Annotated in this window: 7 protein-coding genes and 1 pseudogene; 7 read left to right on the top strand and 1 reads right to left on the bottom strand. The window is 43.1% G+C overall.

Going from position 1 to position 19,130, the window contains the following annotated elements:
• Window positions 1-25 precede the first annotated feature (25 nt).
• The 7 genes from BLU58_RS02770 (at window position 26) to BLU58_RS02800 (ending at window position 18,444) form a co-directional block, all read left to right on the top strand.
• Complete coding sequence (locus BLU58_RS02770) at window positions 26-7,333, top strand: non-ribosomal peptide synthetase (protein ID WP_093290708.1); 7,308 nt, start codon at window positions 26-28, stop codon at window positions 7,331-7,333.
• A 69-nt stretch (window positions 7,334-7,402) separates the two neighbouring features.
• The gene (locus BLU58_RS02775) at window positions 7,403-11,872 is read left to right on the top strand and encodes a non-ribosomal peptide synthetase (RefSeq protein WP_093290709.1); all 4,470 of its coding nucleotides are present in this window, start codon (window positions 7,403-7,405) and stop codon (window positions 11,870-11,872) included.
• Between the two features lie 30 nt (window positions 11,873-11,902).
• On the top strand, window positions 11,903-12,865 hold the full coding sequence (gene sbnA / locus BLU58_RS02780; protein WP_093290710.1) for a 2,3-diaminopropionate biosynthesis protein SbnA: 963 nt from the start codon (window positions 11,903-11,905) through the stop codon (window positions 12,863-12,865).
• 24 nt (window positions 12,866-12,889) lie between these two features.
• A complete protein-coding gene (sbnB, locus tag BLU58_RS02785) occupies window positions 12,890-13,858 on the top strand; it encodes a 2,3-diaminopropionate biosynthesis protein SbnB (protein WP_093290711.1) in 969 nt (322 codons plus the stop codon).
• Between the two features lie 46 nt (window positions 13,859-13,904).
• On the top strand, window positions 13,905-14,675 hold the full coding sequence (locus BLU58_RS02790; RefSeq protein WP_093290712.1) for a ParB N-terminal domain-containing protein: 771 nt from the start codon (window positions 13,905-13,907) through the stop codon (window positions 14,673-14,675).
• A 22-nt stretch (window positions 14,676-14,697) separates the two neighbouring features.
• Entirely contained in the window at window positions 14,698-17,796 is a 3,099-nt protein-coding gene (locus BLU58_RS02795; protein WP_093290713.1) for a cyclic peptide export ABC transporter, read from the top strand.
• A 75-nt stretch (window positions 17,797-17,871) separates the two neighbouring features.
• A complete protein-coding gene (locus tag BLU58_RS02800) occupies window positions 17,872-18,444 on the top strand; it encodes a GNAT family N-acetyltransferase (protein ID WP_093290714.1) in 573 nt (190 codons plus the stop codon).
• A gap of 89 nt (window positions 18,445-18,533) precedes the next feature.
• On the opposite strand, the pseudogene BLU58_RS17115 reads toward BLU58_RS02800, so the two are convergent.
• Window positions 18,534-19,130, bottom strand: a pseudogene (locus BLU58_RS17115) (collagen-like protein); the annotation flags it as partial.

Here is a 19,130-nt window from a genome sequence, read left to right on the forward strand (position 1 = left end):
GAAATAAACAGAAGGGAAGAAAACCATGGCAATAGGCACCCATCAAGAAATCAGTAAATACGAATTGTCACATACCCAGAAACGTTTCTGGTTTACCGAACAACTCGAATTTGTACAAGAAGCCAAAGTAAATGCTATGGCCCACGTATCTACTGCATTCACTTTAAAAGGAAATCTCAACATCGCCCACTTCGGGCAAGTACTTAGTGAATTAGTCAACCGTCATGATACACTACGAACCTGTTTTCGTGAAGAGGACGGCAAGCCGTTACAAGTGATTTATTCTAACATCGACTTTAACGTATTGATGGTGGATCTCACAACGGAGACTGCAAGCGCTCAAACAGACATGCTACAACGCCTAGTAGTGGAGGAACTAAACAAACCGTTCGATTTAAACGAAGCACCGCTGCTACGTGCTACCTTATATAAATTATCTGAATCAGAGCATATGTGCCTCATTGTGGCTCATCATATTATTGCGGATGGCTGGGCAATCGATATCCTGATGTCTGAATTAGCAGCGCTCTATCACGCAAATGCAAACCAATTACCTAATCCACTCGAACCACTAGCGATTCAATATAGCGACTTTGCACATTGGCATAATGAGATGTTAGACGGGGGAGAGTTGGATGAACAACGAACGTTCTGGCTCGATCGCCTAGCTGGTGAGCTACCTGATCTTAACTTTCCACTCGATTATTCGAGACCATCTATGCAAAAGTTCGACGGAGACACGGTTCCACTTAAGATTGAAGGGGAATGGATGCAGAAGTTAAAGGAAACTTGTGAGAGGTTAGACGTAAGTCTTTATATGTTTTTACTAGCTTCCTTTAATGTGCTTTTGAGTAAGTACACACGAAACACAGATATTATCGTGGGAACTTCTCTTTCTGGGCGTGTTCATCCTGAGGTGTCTAACCTGATCGGGTGCTTTATTAACACCCTGCCCGTGCGGAATGAGGTGAAGGGGGAAGAATCGTTTCAAGACTTCGTAAAACGGATTAAACAATCGGTGCTGGAGATCTATGCAAATCAAGAATACCCATTTGACCGGATTGTAGAAGAGTTAGGAGTGGAACGGAATCTAAGCCGCAACCCGATTTTCGATGTCATGTTTGAAGTTCATACGCTTCGTACAGACAAACATGCAGAAGTAGAAGTAAGTTCTGATCTTACTCTTTCTTTTGAAAAGTCACTAGATCATATTCATTATTCTGGATTTGATTTTGCCTTTGAGTTATTCCAATCAGAAGGAAAAATAGATGGTTATATCCAATACTGCACTGCATTATTTAAGCGAGAAACGATAGAGCGTTTAAGTCGTCATTTTGTTCAACTCGTTCGCCATGTGGTAGAGAACCCAGGACAAAAAGTATGTGAAATGGACATGTTATGTGATGAAGAAAAAAGACAAGTATTAGAACAGTTTAATTACTTGAAGAGTCCATATCCTGTGCATATTCCGATGCAACAGCTTTTTGAGGAGCAAGTTGCACGGAGACCTAAAGCGATCGCTGTCAGTTTTGAAGGGGAAGAGCTTTCTTATCAACAGTTAAATGAACGAGCAAACCGTTTAGCACATCTGCTACGTTCGAAGGGAGTAGGGGTAAACCAATTCGTTGCCGTGGTAAGTGAACGAAATCTGGATTGGTTGACGACGATCCTTGCGATTTTCAAAAGCGGTGCTGCGTATGTGCCTGTGGATCCAAATCTCCCCGATGAACGGATTTCCTACATTATCAAAAATAGCGAATCAAAGGTAGTAGTGACCCAATCTGCATTTGAGGAGCGTTTAACATCTCATGCGGGTGAGATGATCCAAACGATGGTTACGCTCGAGGAGCAAGATTTGAATGAGTATAGTAGCGAGAATCCAAAGATGTTGAATGCATCGACAGATCTTGCTTACATGATTTATACATCTGGCTCTACAGGGAATCCAAAAGGTGCTTTGGTGCGACATGATGGCATGATAAACCATCTGTTCGCGAAGCTTGATAGTCTCGGTATCGGAGTAGAGGATGTCGTGGTGCAAAATGCATCGGTCAGCTTTGACATTTCTGTATGGCAAGCGCTTGTTGCCCTCTTAGTCGGAGCGAAGACGTCCATCGTTTCCTTTGAAGTGGCTCGGGATCAAGCTTTATTACTAGAGCACTTGCATAAAGAGCAGGTGACTGTGCTGGAAACGGTCCCAACACTACTTTTTGCCTTTCTCGATACGGCTCGTGGACTAGAGAAATCAGATCGGGAGCTACCACAGTTACGTTGGATGATTGCCACAGGAGAAGAGCTACCTGTGAAGCTAGTAAATAGTTGGTTTGAACTATATCCACATATCAAGTTAATGAATGCATATGGCCCTACCGAATGTTCGGATGATGTAACCCAGCATGTTATGTCCGGACGAATTGAGTCAGAGCAACGTGTCCCAGTAGGTCAGCCACTTGCTAACTTGAATTTGTATGTTGTGGATCAGTACAATCACCTCGCTCCAGTAGGGGTAAAAGGGGAGATTTTGGTTAGTGGAATCGGTGTGGGAGATGGGTACTGGAAAAATGCAGAACTCACACAAGAGAAATTTATCTCCAATCCATTTTCAGTTGATCCGTCCCATTCTCGTGTATATCGGACAGGTGACTTGGGGCGCTGGATGCCAGATGGATCGATCGAATTCTTTAGCCGTATCGACTTCCAAGTAAAGGTTCGTGGTTTCCGAATCGAGCTAGGTGAGATTGAAAGTGCCATGAGGAACCATCCACAAGTAGATGAAGTAGCAGTGATCGTGAAGAAGGCAGCTGATGGCGATAATATGTTAGTTGCGTTTTACACAAGTAAAGATTTAGTAGAAACGAATACACTCCAAAGCTATTTACGTGATATTTTGCCATACTATACCGTTCCAACTCATATCATCCAAATCGAACGTATGCCACTACTCACAAGCGAAAAAATAGATCGCAGTTCATTAAAAAAGTGGGAGTTGGAAGAAGGCACACAAAGAGGTGTGGCCCTACCGACGACTCAAACAGAAATCGAGATTGCTTCCATCTGGCAAGAAATTCTCGGACTGGAGCTAGTACATGCAGACGATAACTTCTTCCACATCGGTGGTCACTCGATTAGTGCAGTAAAGGTGATTAACCGAATTCGAGATCGTTTTCAAATCAAGATGGCACTACAACAAGTGTTTATCACACCGGTGCTGGGTGAGCTATCGGCGGTCATTGATACAGAAGTTGCGAGCCTAAACCACCCTGTAGCAGACGATGCGAAGAAGATGAGCGACAATCCGCTACAACCGATGCCGAAACAAGAGGCGTACCTGTTAGCTCCTGTACAGTTACCAGAGTGGTACTTGCATCATCTTGAGCCAGATAATCCGTTTTATAATGTCAGCTTTGATGTGATGTTCCAAGGCGATATGAACCTAGAGGCTTTCGTGCGCGCATGGCAAACGATTGTAGATCGTCATGCGGTGTTACGAGTTACCTTCCGCAATGATAATGGAACTCCCTACCAAATAGTGGCTCCGCATATGGAGATGAGCCTTTCGAATCTGTACGAGGATTACACACACGTAGCGGAAGAGAAGGTCCCCGAAGTAACGAAGGAACTAGCATACGCACATGCGAATCAGCTATTTAACTTCGAGACAGGACCATTGTTTCATACCAAGTTAGTAGAGTTCCCTGGCAAACAGTTCCTCTTTATGTTTGTAAGTCACCATATTATTTGGGACGAAACCTCTTCGATGAACTTGATGAAAGAGTTGAATGAGCTATACAACGCATTTGTAATGAACCGTGAGCCTCAGTTGCCTGAACTTGCGATTGACTATGTCGATTATGCCCAGTGGATGAACCGGTCGATTGAAGAGGGATATCTAGAGGAGCAACGCCAGTATTGGTTGAAGAAATTTGCGAATGCTCCGAAAGGACTGGACTTACCGACTGACTATCCGAGACCGCCGATGGTTACGTTTAATGGTGGAACGATTTTAGGAAGATTTGATCCCGAACTACAAAAGCAGGTTATGGATTTTTGTCAGCAGAACAACATCACCTTATACATGTTTTTGTTAGCTGTTTTAAACCTTTATGTACATCGTCTGAGTGGTCAACAGGACTTTGTCCTCGGCTCTCCGATCCAAAACCGTGATGATATGAAGTTGGAAAACATGTTGGGCTTGTTTGCGACAGCGATTCCACTACGCTGTCTGATTGAAAAAGAGATGACGTTTGAACAGCTAGTTGCTCAAAGCAGACAGACGGCGATCGAAGCATACGATAACCACATCTATCCTAGCAATTTTGTCGTAGAGCAGATCGAAGCAGAAGTAGATCTATCCCGTTCGAAGCTCTTTACGATCATGTATGGCCTACAAAATAATAAGCAGGACCTAGTGAAGAGTCTTCAGTTTGAAGGGCTTGCTTGCAACTTTAAACTCTATGATTTTATCGAAAGTAGCTCACGTTTTGATTTGACTTTCGCGTTTGATGAACTGGACAGCGGGATTGAAATCAACTTGAACTACAACTCCGATTTGTTTAAGAAATCAACAGCGGAGCGGATTGCACAGCAATTTATTTTGTTGACGGAACAAGTTGTACGCACACCGGAAAAGGCCCTTCATGCCTATTCGTTAGTTACAGAGGAAGAGAAGCAAATGATGGTTGATGAGTGGAACCAAACGGATAGTGAGTTTCCTGAGCACATCTGTATTCATGAAAAGTTCGAACAACAGGTAGAAAAGAATCCGGACCATACAGTGATTCTGTATAACAACCTGACTCTCAGCTACCGTGAGCTAAATGAGCGAGCGAATCAACTAGCACATCTTCTGCGCGAGCTAGGTGTGGAATCGGAACATAAAGTGGGCATTACGTTAGAGCCGTCAGCCGATATGCTGATCGCACTCCTAGCGGTACTAAAAGCAGGTACTGCCTATGTGCCGGTAAGTCCAGAGCTACCTACGAACCGCCAAAAGACGATTATCGAACGGGCAGGCATTAGCTTACTGATTACGGCGAGTGAATTTGTAAATGATGATGCAGGGTTTAGCGGACAGATCATACAAGTGGACACAGATCGTCCCCGAATCGATGCTAAGTCTAAGCAAAATCTGGATCTACCCGTCTCTTCCAATCAGCTAGCTTATGTATTATTTACTTCTGGAACCACTGGGATGCCGAAGGGGATTGAAGTAGAGCATCGGGGAGTCATCAGCTTGTTTGAGTGGAGTGGCCGGAAATATTCACTTACGGATGCGGATGCCACGCTATTCATGACTCCGTATACCTTTGATGCATCCCTATTGGAAACGTTTTGGCCGTTGATGTTTGGAGCGAGAGTAGTTATTCCAAGCAAAGATGAGCTGAAGAATCCAGTTGCGATCGGTCAGATGGTGGCAAAGCATCAGATCACTATCCTCCAATTTGTACCGGTATTGCTGGAAGCATTCGTAAATGCGAGAAAGAATAACGAGTTCCCACAAACCCCGTCGCTCCGTTATGTCATTTGTGGTGGTGCGGTCCTGACACGGGAGTTACGAGATAAATTTAGCAGTCAGTTTACTTGTCATCTAAGCAATCACTACGGCCCAACAGAGGTAACCGTTGATGCGATTACATTTGACTGTGGGGAACATTTTGAAGGTAATGTGGTTCCGATCGGGAAGCCAATCGGCAATGCCAAAGTGTACTTGCTAGATGAGTATATGAATCTCGTGCCAGTAGGGGTGCCAGGTGAAATCTATATTGCTTCTGCTGGGCTGGCCCGTGGATATTTGCATGACGTGGAGGCGACGAATCGAAGCTTTGTTCCGGATCCGTTTTCTACTAATCCTCAATCACGTCTATATAAGACGGGTGATGTTGCCAAATATCTCGAAGATGGAAATATCGTCTATTTAGGACGGATTGACAACCAAGTGAAGGTGCGTGGCAATCGGGTTGAGCTAGAAGAAGTGGAAAATTGGCTATCTTCGCATGATTCGATTCGGAACTGTGCCGTGATTCATATGAAAGATGAGCGAATAGATGGACTGGTGGCCTATGTGGAGTTAGATCAAGAAGGGACCCCTCTTCAAGTAGGAGAAGAGAAGTTGACATTATATACTCTCTCCCAAATCCCAAGCTTAAAGACTCGTATGGACGAGCTTCATTTATCAGCATGGCCGGCTTATTTTGCGGGTGAAGAAGTTCAGCGTGAATACTGGCCGAAGCTGTTCCACCAATTTTCGGAGTATCAATTTACGTTGATCGACCCATCAGGACGTGTGGTAGCAGGCGGAAATACGGTTCCGATTTACTGGGATGGTACACACGATGACTTACCACAAGGATGGGATGCTGGTTTAGTAAAAGGTTTTACCGATGCAGAAAAAGGTGTAGAGCCAAATACCTTACTCGTTCTCGCTGGAGTAGTAGACGAGTCATGCCAAGGAAAAGGTCTTGCTGCCATCTTGGTAAAAGCATTTAAACAATTAGCGCTTGGGCACGGACTGGAGCGATTGATCGTTCCTGTACGACCAACGGGGAAACATGCGTATCCAGATCTTAGCTTTACAGAGTATAGTGAACTGCGCCGTGAAGATGGTCTGCCCGTTGATAACTGGCTACGTACACATGAGCGTGTGGGCGGAAAAATCCTCAAGATGGCGACTCACTCTCAATATGTAAAAGCCAGTGTCACCGACTGGGAACAATGGACGGGGATTCGATTTACCGAAAGTGGTGCGTACTCTGTACCTGATGCGTTACAACCGGTGCAGGTCGACTTGGAACAAGGTATCGCAGAATACTGGGACGCAAGTGTTTGGATGGAGCATCCAGTTACGGCGGACACATCGTATACATGGGAGTATATCGATCCGGAGAAAATCCAAAGCTTTCTAAAGCAATTTATGCCTGAATATATGGTTCCGCAACAATATATGTTTCTCAGCCATATGCCGCTCATGAATAGTGGGAAAATCGATAAGAAGTCTTTGCCAGAACCCACTTTATTTATTCAGAACCAAAGAGAATTCGTCCTACCACAAAGCAAAACCGAAGAAGAGATTCTCGTGATCTGGAAAGAGATTTTGCAACTGGATGAAATCAGTGTAACGGATAACTTCTTTGATCTGGGTGGTCATTCATTGAGGGCGACTCAGACGGTTACGAGGTTGACGAAATCCTTTGGGATCCAATTTAACCTTCGAGAATTGTTCCAAGCGGTTACGATTCGTGCCTTGGCTCAGTTAGTAGAATCCAAGCGAGATTCACAGCCGACGAGTGGGACTTCCTTTAAAAAAGTAGAACGACGTACCAGAACCAAAAAATAGTTTCCTATTCAGCATGTTGGGTGGGGGTGTACTCCACCCGGCATTTTGATAGCAAAAGGGGTACAGATAATGTCGAATATAGAACGATATGAGTCTTCATCTGCACAGAGGCGACTCTATCTAATTCATCAATACCAAACGATGAGTACAGCCTATAATCTCCCTCTCGTGATGATGGTGGAGGGGAAATTTGATAAAGTCCGTTTTAATGAAGCAGTGAACAAACTGATTCAACGGCATGAATCCTTGCGAACGGGCTTTGTGGAAGAAAAGGGAGAAGTATTACAGCAGGTATATGAGTCAATCGATATGACGGTTATAGATCGAGGGATGATAGAAGAAGAGGATATCGACAAGCTGGTGCACTCCTTTATTCGGCCCTTTGATCTGCAAAAAGTTCCTTTGCTCCGTGTAGAACTGGCGGATCTTTCACCGAAGAAGCATGTTTTGATGATGGATATTCATCATATTGTTGCCGATGGGACCTCCATCCGGACTATGTTAGAGGAAATTCTCGCTTTTTACAATGGAATGGATCTACCGGAACTAGATGTTCAGTATGTGGATTTTGCTATCTGGCAAAATGATTTCTTTCAGTCTGAGGAGATCAAAGCACAAGAAGAGTACTGGATGTCTACCTTTGCAGAAGAGGTGCCCGTTCTTCAGCTACCGCTCGATTACCCACGTCCGCCTGTACTAACATTTACCGGTGATCGTCATTCGTTTACCCTTGATGCCGCTTTGACCGCACAGATTCAAGATTTCGCCCGCCGAGAAGGTGTGACGCTCTATATGTTTTTGCTAGCCGTATATAACTTGTTACTAGCGAAATATAGCGGTCAAGAATCGATTGTAGTAGGTTCACCGATTGCCGGTCGGAAACATGTAGAGTTTGAGCGGATCGTGGGTATGTTTGTGAATACACTAGCGATGCGTAATGAACCGAAAAGCGATAAAACGTTCCGCGCTTTCTTGCAGGAAGTAAAGACAAATGCGCTAAAAGCATATGACAATCAAGACTTCCAATTTGAAGAATTGATCGAGCGTTTAGGTATTACCCGTGATCGGAGTAGACACCCGCTATTCGATACAATGCTAGTCGTACAAAACACGGATAAATCCGCGATCGAATTTGCCGGTCTCAGCTTCACCCCGTATGAATTGGAAAACAAAACAGCTAAGTTCGATCTGTTTGTCGAGGTATTTGATCATGAGCAGGAATTAGAGTTCCATCTCCAATACAATACCGGACTATTCCGTGAAGAAACGGTGAAACAGCTCGCTACCCATTTGAAACATATCATGCAACATGTGTTATCTCATCCAGAGAAGAAGTTATGGGAGTTTGAACTCATAACCGAAGAAGAGAAACAACAGCTTCTCACGGTGGGATCAGGCTACAAACTGGATTCTCCAACCGATAAAACGATTACCCAATTATTCGAGGAGTATGTAGCAAAAACACCAGATCATATAGCCCTTGTATACGGTCAGAGAAAACTTACTTATCGAGAATTGAATGAACGAGCGAATCGTCTGGCACGCACCATACGAGAAAAAGGGATCCAGTCGGATTCATTTGTTGGGATTATGGCGGATCGATCGGTTGATATGCTCGTTGCCATCTATGCGGTGTTAAAAGCGGGTGCGGCGTATGTGCCTCTAGACCCTGACCTACCAACCGAACGGATCGTCTACATTTTAGATGATAGTAAGACTCATGTACTGGTAACACAGGAAAAATATCGTGGGAATTTAGACTTTGTAGGAGAGACTCTCTATCTAGAAGACGAATCACTCTATCAAAATGATGGTAGTGATTTAGAGCCAATTAACACCTCACAAAGTATCGCCAATGTGATCTATACGTCTGGATCAACTGGTAATCCCAAAGGTGTGATGATTGAGCATCATAGCATTGTAAACCTACTATGTGCGTTGCAAGATCAATATCCATTTGGTGAAACAGATGCCTATTTACTAAAGACGACTTTCTCGTTTGATGTATCTGTGGCGGAGTTATTCGGCTGGTTCTTTGGCGGGCGGCTCATCATTTTAGAACAAGGTCTAGAAAAAGATCCGTTTTGTATGTTACGGGCGATTGATCAATATCAGGTAACCTATCTTAATCTTGTTCCGTCGATGCTCTCTATCCTTCTGGATACCATCACAGAGGACAAGCTAGCAATGTTAAATAAACTAAAATACTTATTTGTGGCAGGGGAAGCGATCACACAGCCTGTCATTCATAAGTTTTATCAATTGACCGATACGGTTCAGCTAATCAATCTATATGGACCTACTGAAATGACAGTTTATGCGACAGGATATCCATTAAGCAAAGATGAGGATCACATCCATGTTCCAATCGGAAAACCACTTGCAAACATGGAGGCATATATTGTGAATAGTCATTCGCAACTACAACCAGTCGGAGTGATCGGAGAGTTATGCTTAGCAGGTAGAGGGATTGCAAGGGGTTATTTAAATAAGCCAGAGTTGACCGACAAAGCCTTTATTGACCATCCATATAAACCTGGGGCCAAGATGTACCGGACTGGTGATATTGCCAGGTGGCTTCCCTGTGGGAATATCCAGTTTTACGGGCGGATGGACCATCAGGTAAAAATCAGGGGATATCGAATCGAGCTTGGTGAGATCGAAACGAAGTTATTAGAACATCCAGCTATTCAGAAAGCAGTGGTCGTTGCGCATAAAAATGAGCGAGGCGATTCCTCACTATGTAGCTACCTCGTTTCGGATGGCACATGGACTTTATCAGAGCTACGTCAGTATTTGGCTAAGTCGCTACCTGATTATATGATTCCCTCGTATTGTATGGAATTAGAAGAGTTGCCGCTCACCCCGAACGGAAAACTAGATAAGCGAGCCTTACCAGATCCCACGATTGAAAATCAAATTCATAAAAAATATATTGCGCCAACTAATAAAGAGGAGATGGCCATAGCCGAAATTTTTCAGGAGATATTAGGTGTGGAACGAGTTGGACTGGATGATCATTTCTTTGAATTAGGCGGACATTCGCTTAAAGCGACCATGCTAATCCTACATGTCCACAAAAAGCTAGAAGTAGAGTTACCGATGCGTGTGGTATTTAATCATCCGACTGTAAAAGAGATAGCGGAGTATATCCGAGGGGCAGAAACCCATGATTATGCTTCTATTCAACCGATTGAGAAACAACCCCATTATGCAGTGAGTTCAGCGCAAAAGCGGATGTATATCATGAGCGAAATGGCTCCTGAGAGTACGGCTTTTAATATAACCAGCACGATGGTGATCCAAGGGGACCTTGACTATGGTTGGTTCCAAAACATATTTAATGAGTTGGTTCAGCGTCACGAATCGCTACGTACCTCGTTTGACTTAGTAGATGGGGAACCTGTTCAGCTTATACAGGATGAAGTTGTTTTTAAACTGGAAGTGATGGAAGCAAAGTGGGAGAACGCAAATCAATGGATCAAACGCTTCATCCGCCCATTTGACTTAAAAAAAGGGCCTCTCATCCGTGTAGGACTGATTAAAGTAGAACCCACCGTGCATCTATTCACCATTGACATGCATCATATTATTTCGGATGGAACCTCGATCGGCATTTTGATCAAGGAATTTATCCGCCTATGTCGTGGGGAATCACTCTCACCCTTACGTATCCAATATAAAGATTTCTCTGCTTGGCAAAATGAAGCCTTACAGTCCGAGATGACGAAGGCGCAGGAAACATACTGGCTAGAGCAGTTTAAGGGTGATATCCCTGTTTTACAGTTGCCAACGGATTACCCACGTTCAGAATCAGTTGATCATAAGGGGAATTCTGTCATGTTTCAAGTAAGCAAGGAGCAGGCGGATCTTCTATATCAATTCTCACGAGAAAACGAGACAACTTTATTTATTCTCTTGCTCGCCGCATACAATATCTTACTTTACAAATATACAGCACAGGAAGATATCATCGTCGGGACTCCCATTGCTGGAAGGCAGCATATCGATTTAGAAAATGTGGTGGGAATGTTTGTTAACACGCTACCGATTCGGAATCGTCCTGTTGGAAGCAAGACCATTCGAGAGTTCATAACGGATGTAAAGAATCAAGTATTTGCTGCCTATGAGAATCAGGGATATCCGTTAGAAGAGCTTGTCTTCCAATTAGGAATCGACCGCGAGGCAAATCGGAATCCGCTATTTGATACCATGCTCGTGGTGCAAAACATGGAGATTCCAGAGATTAAAGTGGATCATCTCCAGTTCCAGCCTTATGAGGAAGAGTCATACACTTCACAAGGAGCTTTAACCTGGGCTGCTATTGAAGGTGACGAGGGACTATCTCTAGTTGTGGAATATCAAGTAAGTCTGTTCAAACAGGAAACCATCGAACTGATGGGGCAAGACTTCCTTACGGTGCTACAAAAAATGATCGAGAATTTGGATGAAACCATTATGGAATTGTCTATTCGTGAAAAACAAGAAACAGATCAATCAGATGCTTTAAGTGCGCTTGATGAAGAATTCGCCTTTTAAGGGTTGGGAATGGGGAGGATCGTCTCTTATATGCTAGAGAAATTACAAAAGCTGGGTCACTTAGTGGGCAATACACCACTAGTTCCATTGGAACATCCATCGATCCATCTTTATACAAAACTGGAATATCATAACCTGATGAATAGTGTGAAGGCCCGTACCGCCTTTTATATGTTATCATCCGCGATCAAAAGAGGGGAGATTCACCAAGATACGACGTTGATTGAGTCTTCGTCAGGCAATCTTGCCATTGCGCTCGCAACGTTTTGCCAATATCTGAAAATCAAATTTATCCCAGTCATCGACCCGAATATAAACAGAGTATACGAAGATTTATTACATTCTATCTCCTATCAGGTGGTAAAGGTGACGGATCGGGATGCAACAGGTGGATTCCTCCTGACACGTCTAAATAAAATACAAGAGCTACTCCACTCGATTCCGAATGCATATTGGACGAATCAATATCAAAATCCAGATAATTACTATGCGCACTATCATGGGATTGGAACCGAATTAGTCCAACATTTCGAAACATTAGACTATGCATTTATTGGAGTGGGGACGGGTGGAACGATTTCAGGGATCTCGAATCGTTTAAAAGAAGCGTTTCCGAATGTGAAAGTGATTGCTGTGGATAGTGAGGGGTCTGTCATTTTTAATGATATGCCTAAAAAGAGATATATTCCGGGTATTGGAGCAAGTACGGTTCCTGAGCTAGTAAAACGTGCTGTGATCGATGAAGTGGTTCATATCTCAGAACAGCATACGGTAGAAGGATGTCATCAATTATTTGAAAATCACGGGATCTTCGCAGGAGGGTCCTCTGGAACATCTTATTATGCGATTCATCAATATTTCCAAGATAAAACCTTTGCCCGAAAGCCAAACGTGGTCTTCTTGTGCCCAGATAACGGAATTCCATATGTGCAGACAGTTTATAACGCCGAGTGGATTAAGTGGCTAACGAAGCAAGCGGCTTTCATATCGTAATGAAACATACATGGAGGGATTTTCATGCTTTATTTAAACACAGGACATATCAAACAAATGGGTGTGGATTGGCATAAAACCGTACAAGTGATTCAAAATGCTGTCCAAAACTTGAAAGAAAACCATTTCGCCCAGCCGATCAAGCCTTACCTGCGATTTAAAGATAGAACCAATCGAATTATCGCGATGCCTGCCTATATCGGGGGCGATTTTGAAGCGGCAGGGATTAAGTGGATAGCGAGTTTCCCGAAAAATATTGATAAAGGGATACAGCGCGCACATTCGGTTACGATTCTAAACGATTCCGACACCGGAAAGCCTTTCGCTACTTTCAATACAGCGATCGTGAGCGGAATCCGTACCGCTTCCGTATCAGGTCTCATCATCCAAGAGTTTGAAAAAGTACGTAATCTAACCGATGTAAAAGTGGGGATTATCGGCTTTGGCCCAATCGGCCAGTTACATCTCAGTATGGTTACGCATTTACTAGGAAGTAAAATATCATCCGTCACTTTGTACGATAAAAAAGGGATTAATCAAGAGCATATCCCAGCAGAGATTCTCGCTAAAACGAACATCGTAAATTCTTATGAAGAAGCATATCAGGATGCAGATATTTTTATTACTTGCACAGTTGCCGCGGAAGGATATATCGACCAGAAGCCGAAAGATGGAGCGCTCTTACTAAATGTATCGCTTCGTGACTTTAAACCGCAGATCCTCGATTATACGAAGTCGATCATTGTGGACGACTGGGAAGAAGTTTGTCGTGAAAATACGGATATCGAAGTGATGCACCGTGAGCGGAATCTACAAAAAGAGGATACATACTCCATTGTGGATGTAGTGTGCCATGAAGCGATGAATAGTCTCAGGGCAGAGCAAGCCATTTTATTTAATCCGATGGGCATGGCGATTTTCGACGTAGCGATTGCCACTTATTATTACAAATTAGCAGTGGAAACAGGATCTGGAGTCCAATTGGAAGACTAGATACGGAAAATCGATTGGATTTTGGGGTTAAAGAGGGGGTTCTACCATGAATAGTGTGATTTCTTCGCTAGCTTTAATATCGGCGGAGCAAATTTATTTCCATGAATCACATGAAAATGAACGGCTAGGAAAAATATGCAAATCGATAACCGAGGAGGGCTATTTGAGTAATCCACCGATTGCGCTGAAGCTATCAAATGAAAAATATCTTCTATTAGATGGAGCCCATCGGTTGATGGCCTTAAAGGCACTTGATTGTAAGCGGATCGTGGTCCAATTAGTAGAAGAAAAGGATGTTTTTTTAAGTGCTTGGAATCATCTCCTCCCACAGGATACTTGGTGGGAGGAACTACAACAGTGTCCTTATCTTCATTGGTCTACCGAACCGCTGGATCGCAATTGGCTTGCTCATGTCGTGTTACCTAGTGGAGAAACATACTATTTATATTCTACCAACGAGAGCGATGAATTACTGGATCAACTAACAGCGTGGCACCATATTGTAGGACTCTATCAACATAAATGTCATGTTCGTAGAATTCCAAATGGATCTTACGTACAACCACGGGATGGAGAAGTGTTTATCTGCTATCCACAATATACCTTAGATGGCTTAAAGCGAGTTGTTGAATCCAATCGATTAATGCCAGCTGGGATCACCCGCTGTATTGTAGAAGGTCGCTTATTAAACTTACGAATTCCACTGGAAATCCTGCAATCCGAACAACTCCCAGTGGAAAAATGGCAAACACTACGTAACAAGTGGATGAATAGCCTACGTTTCTATACAGAGCCAGTCTACGTTTGTGAGGCGTAAATTCCTAGAAAAGGAGAATCCTATGAGAGTTTTTAGACTGATACTCCTAAGCCTCATCATATGCTTAGGTAGTTTTACCCCACTACTAGCAAGTGCACAGCAGGAATTGCTGCATACGACAGTGGAAGAGGTAGAGAAATTTATAAACGACCAAAAAGAAGCGGGGAAGATCCCGGGCTTAGCCATCGTTGTCACGCAAGGTGATAAAACCATCTATCAAAAAGGGATTGGATATGCTGATATCGATCAACAAAAAAAGATCGAACCAGATACGTTATTTGAGATCGGTTCAACCAGCAAGGCTTTTACCGCCCAAGCGTTACTTCAGCTAGAGGAAAAGGGACTTGTCCGCTTAGAGGATCCGATTACCCAATATATCCCTTGGCTTACTTTAAATTATCAAGGAAAGCCTATCCAAATCACAGTGGAGCAATTTCTCCACCATACAAGTGGAGTCCCATTTCAAACGATTGGTCAAATTCCTAGTTCCACATCAGACGATGCACTGGAGAAGACTGTGCGAAATCTAGTAGGGATTGAGTTATCACATCGTCCCGGTGAAAAATTTGAGTATGCGACGATCAACTATGATGTGTTGGGTTACATCATTCAGCGCGTTTCAGGTCTTTCGTTCGAAGAGTATATGCAGAAGAATGTCTTTCCAGAGCTAGGCTTGAAAGGTACATATATACAGGGAAATATACCGATCGACAAAATGGCGGTAGGATACAAGGCAGGCTTTATGCAGGCACTTGAATACAAAGCCCCCCCTTATCGAGGCAATAATCCGGCTGGATATGTCGTCTCAAGCATCGAAGATATAGGGCAGTGGTTAAAGATTCAGATGGGCAGTGTGAAGGTAAGTGATGCGGTTAGTAAACGAATCACAAAGTCACACGAACCAGACCGGAAAGTGGCACCGGATCTAGATGGTTCTTCTTATGCGGCAGGCTGGTCTGTCTATCAAAATGGCGATGGCGGTCAGATCGCTCATAGTGGAAATAATCCTAATTTCTCTTCGTACTTTGCCTTTCGTCCAAAAGATCAACTTGGAGTAGCTGTTTTAGCTAATATGAATTCAGATTATACGGCTGCGATTGGCCAAGGAATCATGAATAGGATGAATGAAAAAACAGAGACGAAACTCACGTCCGATATGTATGTGAAAGTGGACCAAGTTGCAACAGCCGTTACGTTTATTCTCGGGACCATGGCACTCATCACCCTCTTCTTTTTATCCCGCATCGTGATTCAAATATTTAGGGGTAAGCGTACATTTGTAAGGGTCCGATTGCGTACAGCCTTCCTAACGGTGGTGTTATTGACCATCATGGGTGGAACCTTTGTGGGGGCGATGTACTATCTGCCGGACGTTTTCTTTCAGGGACTTCCATGGAGCTTCGTCTATGTATGGGGTCCGATTACGATTTTGACAGCTATCTTGTCACTCGGAGTGGTGGGAATGTTGTTTTGCCTGTACGCAGTATTGGCAAAGATTTTTCAAAAAAAAAACGATAAACCCATCTTTTATTTAGGTATTCTTAGTTTAATCGGCGGTTTGGGAAATGGACTTATTATTTTCATGATCAATTCAACGCTCGCTACAGACAAGGCGTTTAATCCAGTTTTATTTGGCTACTTTCTCATGGGAATCGCCATTTATGTGATCGGCGAAAAAATGGTGCGAACCAAATTAATCGATATCACTAATAATATCGTCTACGAAAAGCGCATGGACTTAATAGGGAAGATACTCGGCACTCCTTATCAAAATTTCGAATATATCCCAGAAGGGAAAATCTATGCCACGTTGAACAATGATACTGAAACGATAAGCCGTTTTTCTACGATTGTGATTACCGGAATTACAAGTTCTGTAACTCTGCTGTTTTGCTTCATTTATCTGGGGTTTATTAATTTTTACGGATTACTTGTTTCGCTCGGAGTAATCCTCTTATCCGTAGGGCTTTATTTTATCATCGGTCGCTCGGCTAACCTCATGTGGGAGCAAACACGCGATATCCAAAATGTGTTTTTCAAATTTATCAATGATATCGTGGGCGGCTTTAAGGAGCTGTACCTACAAAAAGGAAAACGGGCGGATTTTCATCAAGCGATAGAAGAGAGCTGTGATGCTTATCGAACCAAAAGAGCATTGGGAGAGAAGAAGTTTGTCAATGTCTTTGTGATTGGCGAATTGCTGTTTGTCTTTGTCATCGGGGCAGTTGCCTTTTTCTTTCCTATCTTGTTTCCGGAGATTCAAAAAGAATCATTGATTAGTTACGTATTTGTCTTTTTGTATATGACAGGTCCTGTTCACGGAATCTTAAACTCATTTCCAGAGCTATTTCGCATTCGAATTAGCTGGAAGAGAATGAACGAATTAACATTAGATCTCGCTTCAGCCCCACAGGTGGAAGCAGTGACAACGAGTGTAGAGCAAAAAGCCGACGCTACCTCCTTACAGATAGCAGATGTGGTGTATCGATATAAAAGCAAATCGGGAGAGACATTTTCTGTGGGGCCACTTCAGTATGAGTTTCGGTCTGGCGAAATTGTCTTTATCACAGGGGGGAATGGGAGTGGAAAGTCCACATTAGCTAAGCTAATCACAGGGCTGTATTCTCCTGATTCTGGACAAGTTACGATGGATCATGAACCGATCGATTCTGCGGAAATAGGCTCTCATTTCTCTACTATTTTTAGTGATGTCTACCTATTCGATCGTCTATATGGGGTTAACACAAATCGCAAACAAACGGATATCCAGCGCTATTTAAAACTGCTAGAAATCGAAGATAAAATATCGGTAGATGAGAGTGGAGTTCTTAGTACGATTAATCTTTCAACCGGACAGCGGAAACGGGTTGCACTTATGATTAGCTATCTGGAAGACAAGCCTTTCTATTTATTTGATGAATGGGCGGCTGATCAGGACCCAGAGTTTAGAAGATTCTTCTACGAGAATTTATTGCCTGATTTGAAAAAGCGGGGTAAATGTGTGATTGCAGTTACACATGATGATGGGTATTTTCACTTAGCGGATCGGGTCATTAAGATGGAGTATGGTCGAATTTTGGACTTAGGCAAAGTAGAGGCGACGGAGAGTCAGGTTGTGTAGTAGGACTCTTTTTATCGAAATAATGGTATAATGTAAAAACATTTATTCTAAATAAAAAATTAAGGAGTCATACATATGACAACTCAGTTAAAATCAAACAAAACCTTTCCTGTTCTAGAAACAGAGCGTCTCGTTTTAAGAGAAGTTACCCCTGCCGATGCGGGAGATATGCTGATCTATTTATCAGATCCAGACGTGATGAAATATTACGGGCTTGCCCCTTTTGAATCAGAACAAGATGCGCTAGATGAAATCGCTTGGTATTCTAGCATTTTCCAAAAGAAAACAGGGATTCGCTGGGGCATTACTCTAAAAGGAACTGAACAAGTTATCGGTAGCTGTGGATTTTTGAACTGGTCATCCCAGCATTATCGTTCAGAAGTTGGCGCTGAGTTATCAAAAGAACATTGGAATAAAGGAATCATGACTGAGGCATTTCAAGCTATCCTGCAATACGGATTTGACCACATGGAACTTGTTCGAATCCAAGGACTAATGGAACTGGAAAATATCGCCTCATGGAAGCTATGTGAGAAAAACGGCTTTATCAGAGAAGGCTTATTACGAAAATATGAATATACAGTTGGGAAGTTTGACGATATGTATATGTATTCGTTGTTGAAAGAAGATTTTTTAGCGAGGTCCTAATCGAATGATGGTGTAAGAAAGATAATCCCCTTATATGGCAAGGAGCCGTATAAGGGGATTATAATCGTGATGGATTATACAAAAATGATCTAGGATATCCTTACAATATTTACAGTAACAGCGAGTGATTCATTAAGAATCGCATAGTCATTTGTACCTTGTGTGTTAACAACTTGTAAGATTCCAGAAGTTCCTGCCGCTGATAAATCAACAATATACGTTTGAGATCCAGTTAGGAAGTCGTTGACATTTTCAAAAGTCATCATAGAGCCACTCTGAACAATGTTATCCAAACGTAAAGCAACTGATATATTTTCCGGAGGAGTGGTCGGTCTAACAAATACAGAATACGTGACTAAATAGATGTGCCCCCCCGTTAGGGTAATGTCTGTAGCTTGAGGCCCAAAGGTAATATCTGCTCCTCCATTATCAACTAGTACTGTATCTAATGGAATCGCTACCGGGGAAATAGATGTCCCGGTTACACCCGTTATTCCAGTACTGCGTGCAATCAGCATATTACTGGTGTTAATAGCTCCAGTAGGCCCAGTGTTGCCTTGGGGTCCAGTATCGCCTTGAGGCCCAGTGCTACCTTGAGGTCCGGTATCGCCCTGAGGTCCAGTGGAACCGGGAGATCCAGCGCCCGTAGGTCCTTGAGGTCCGGTATCGCCCTGAGGTCCAGTGGA

The sequence above is a fragment of the Thermoactinomyces sp. DSM 45892 genome (genome assembly GCF_900107305.1).
Taxonomy (GTDB): domain Bacteria; phylum Bacillota; class Bacilli; order Thermoactinomycetales; family Thermoactinomycetaceae; genus Baia.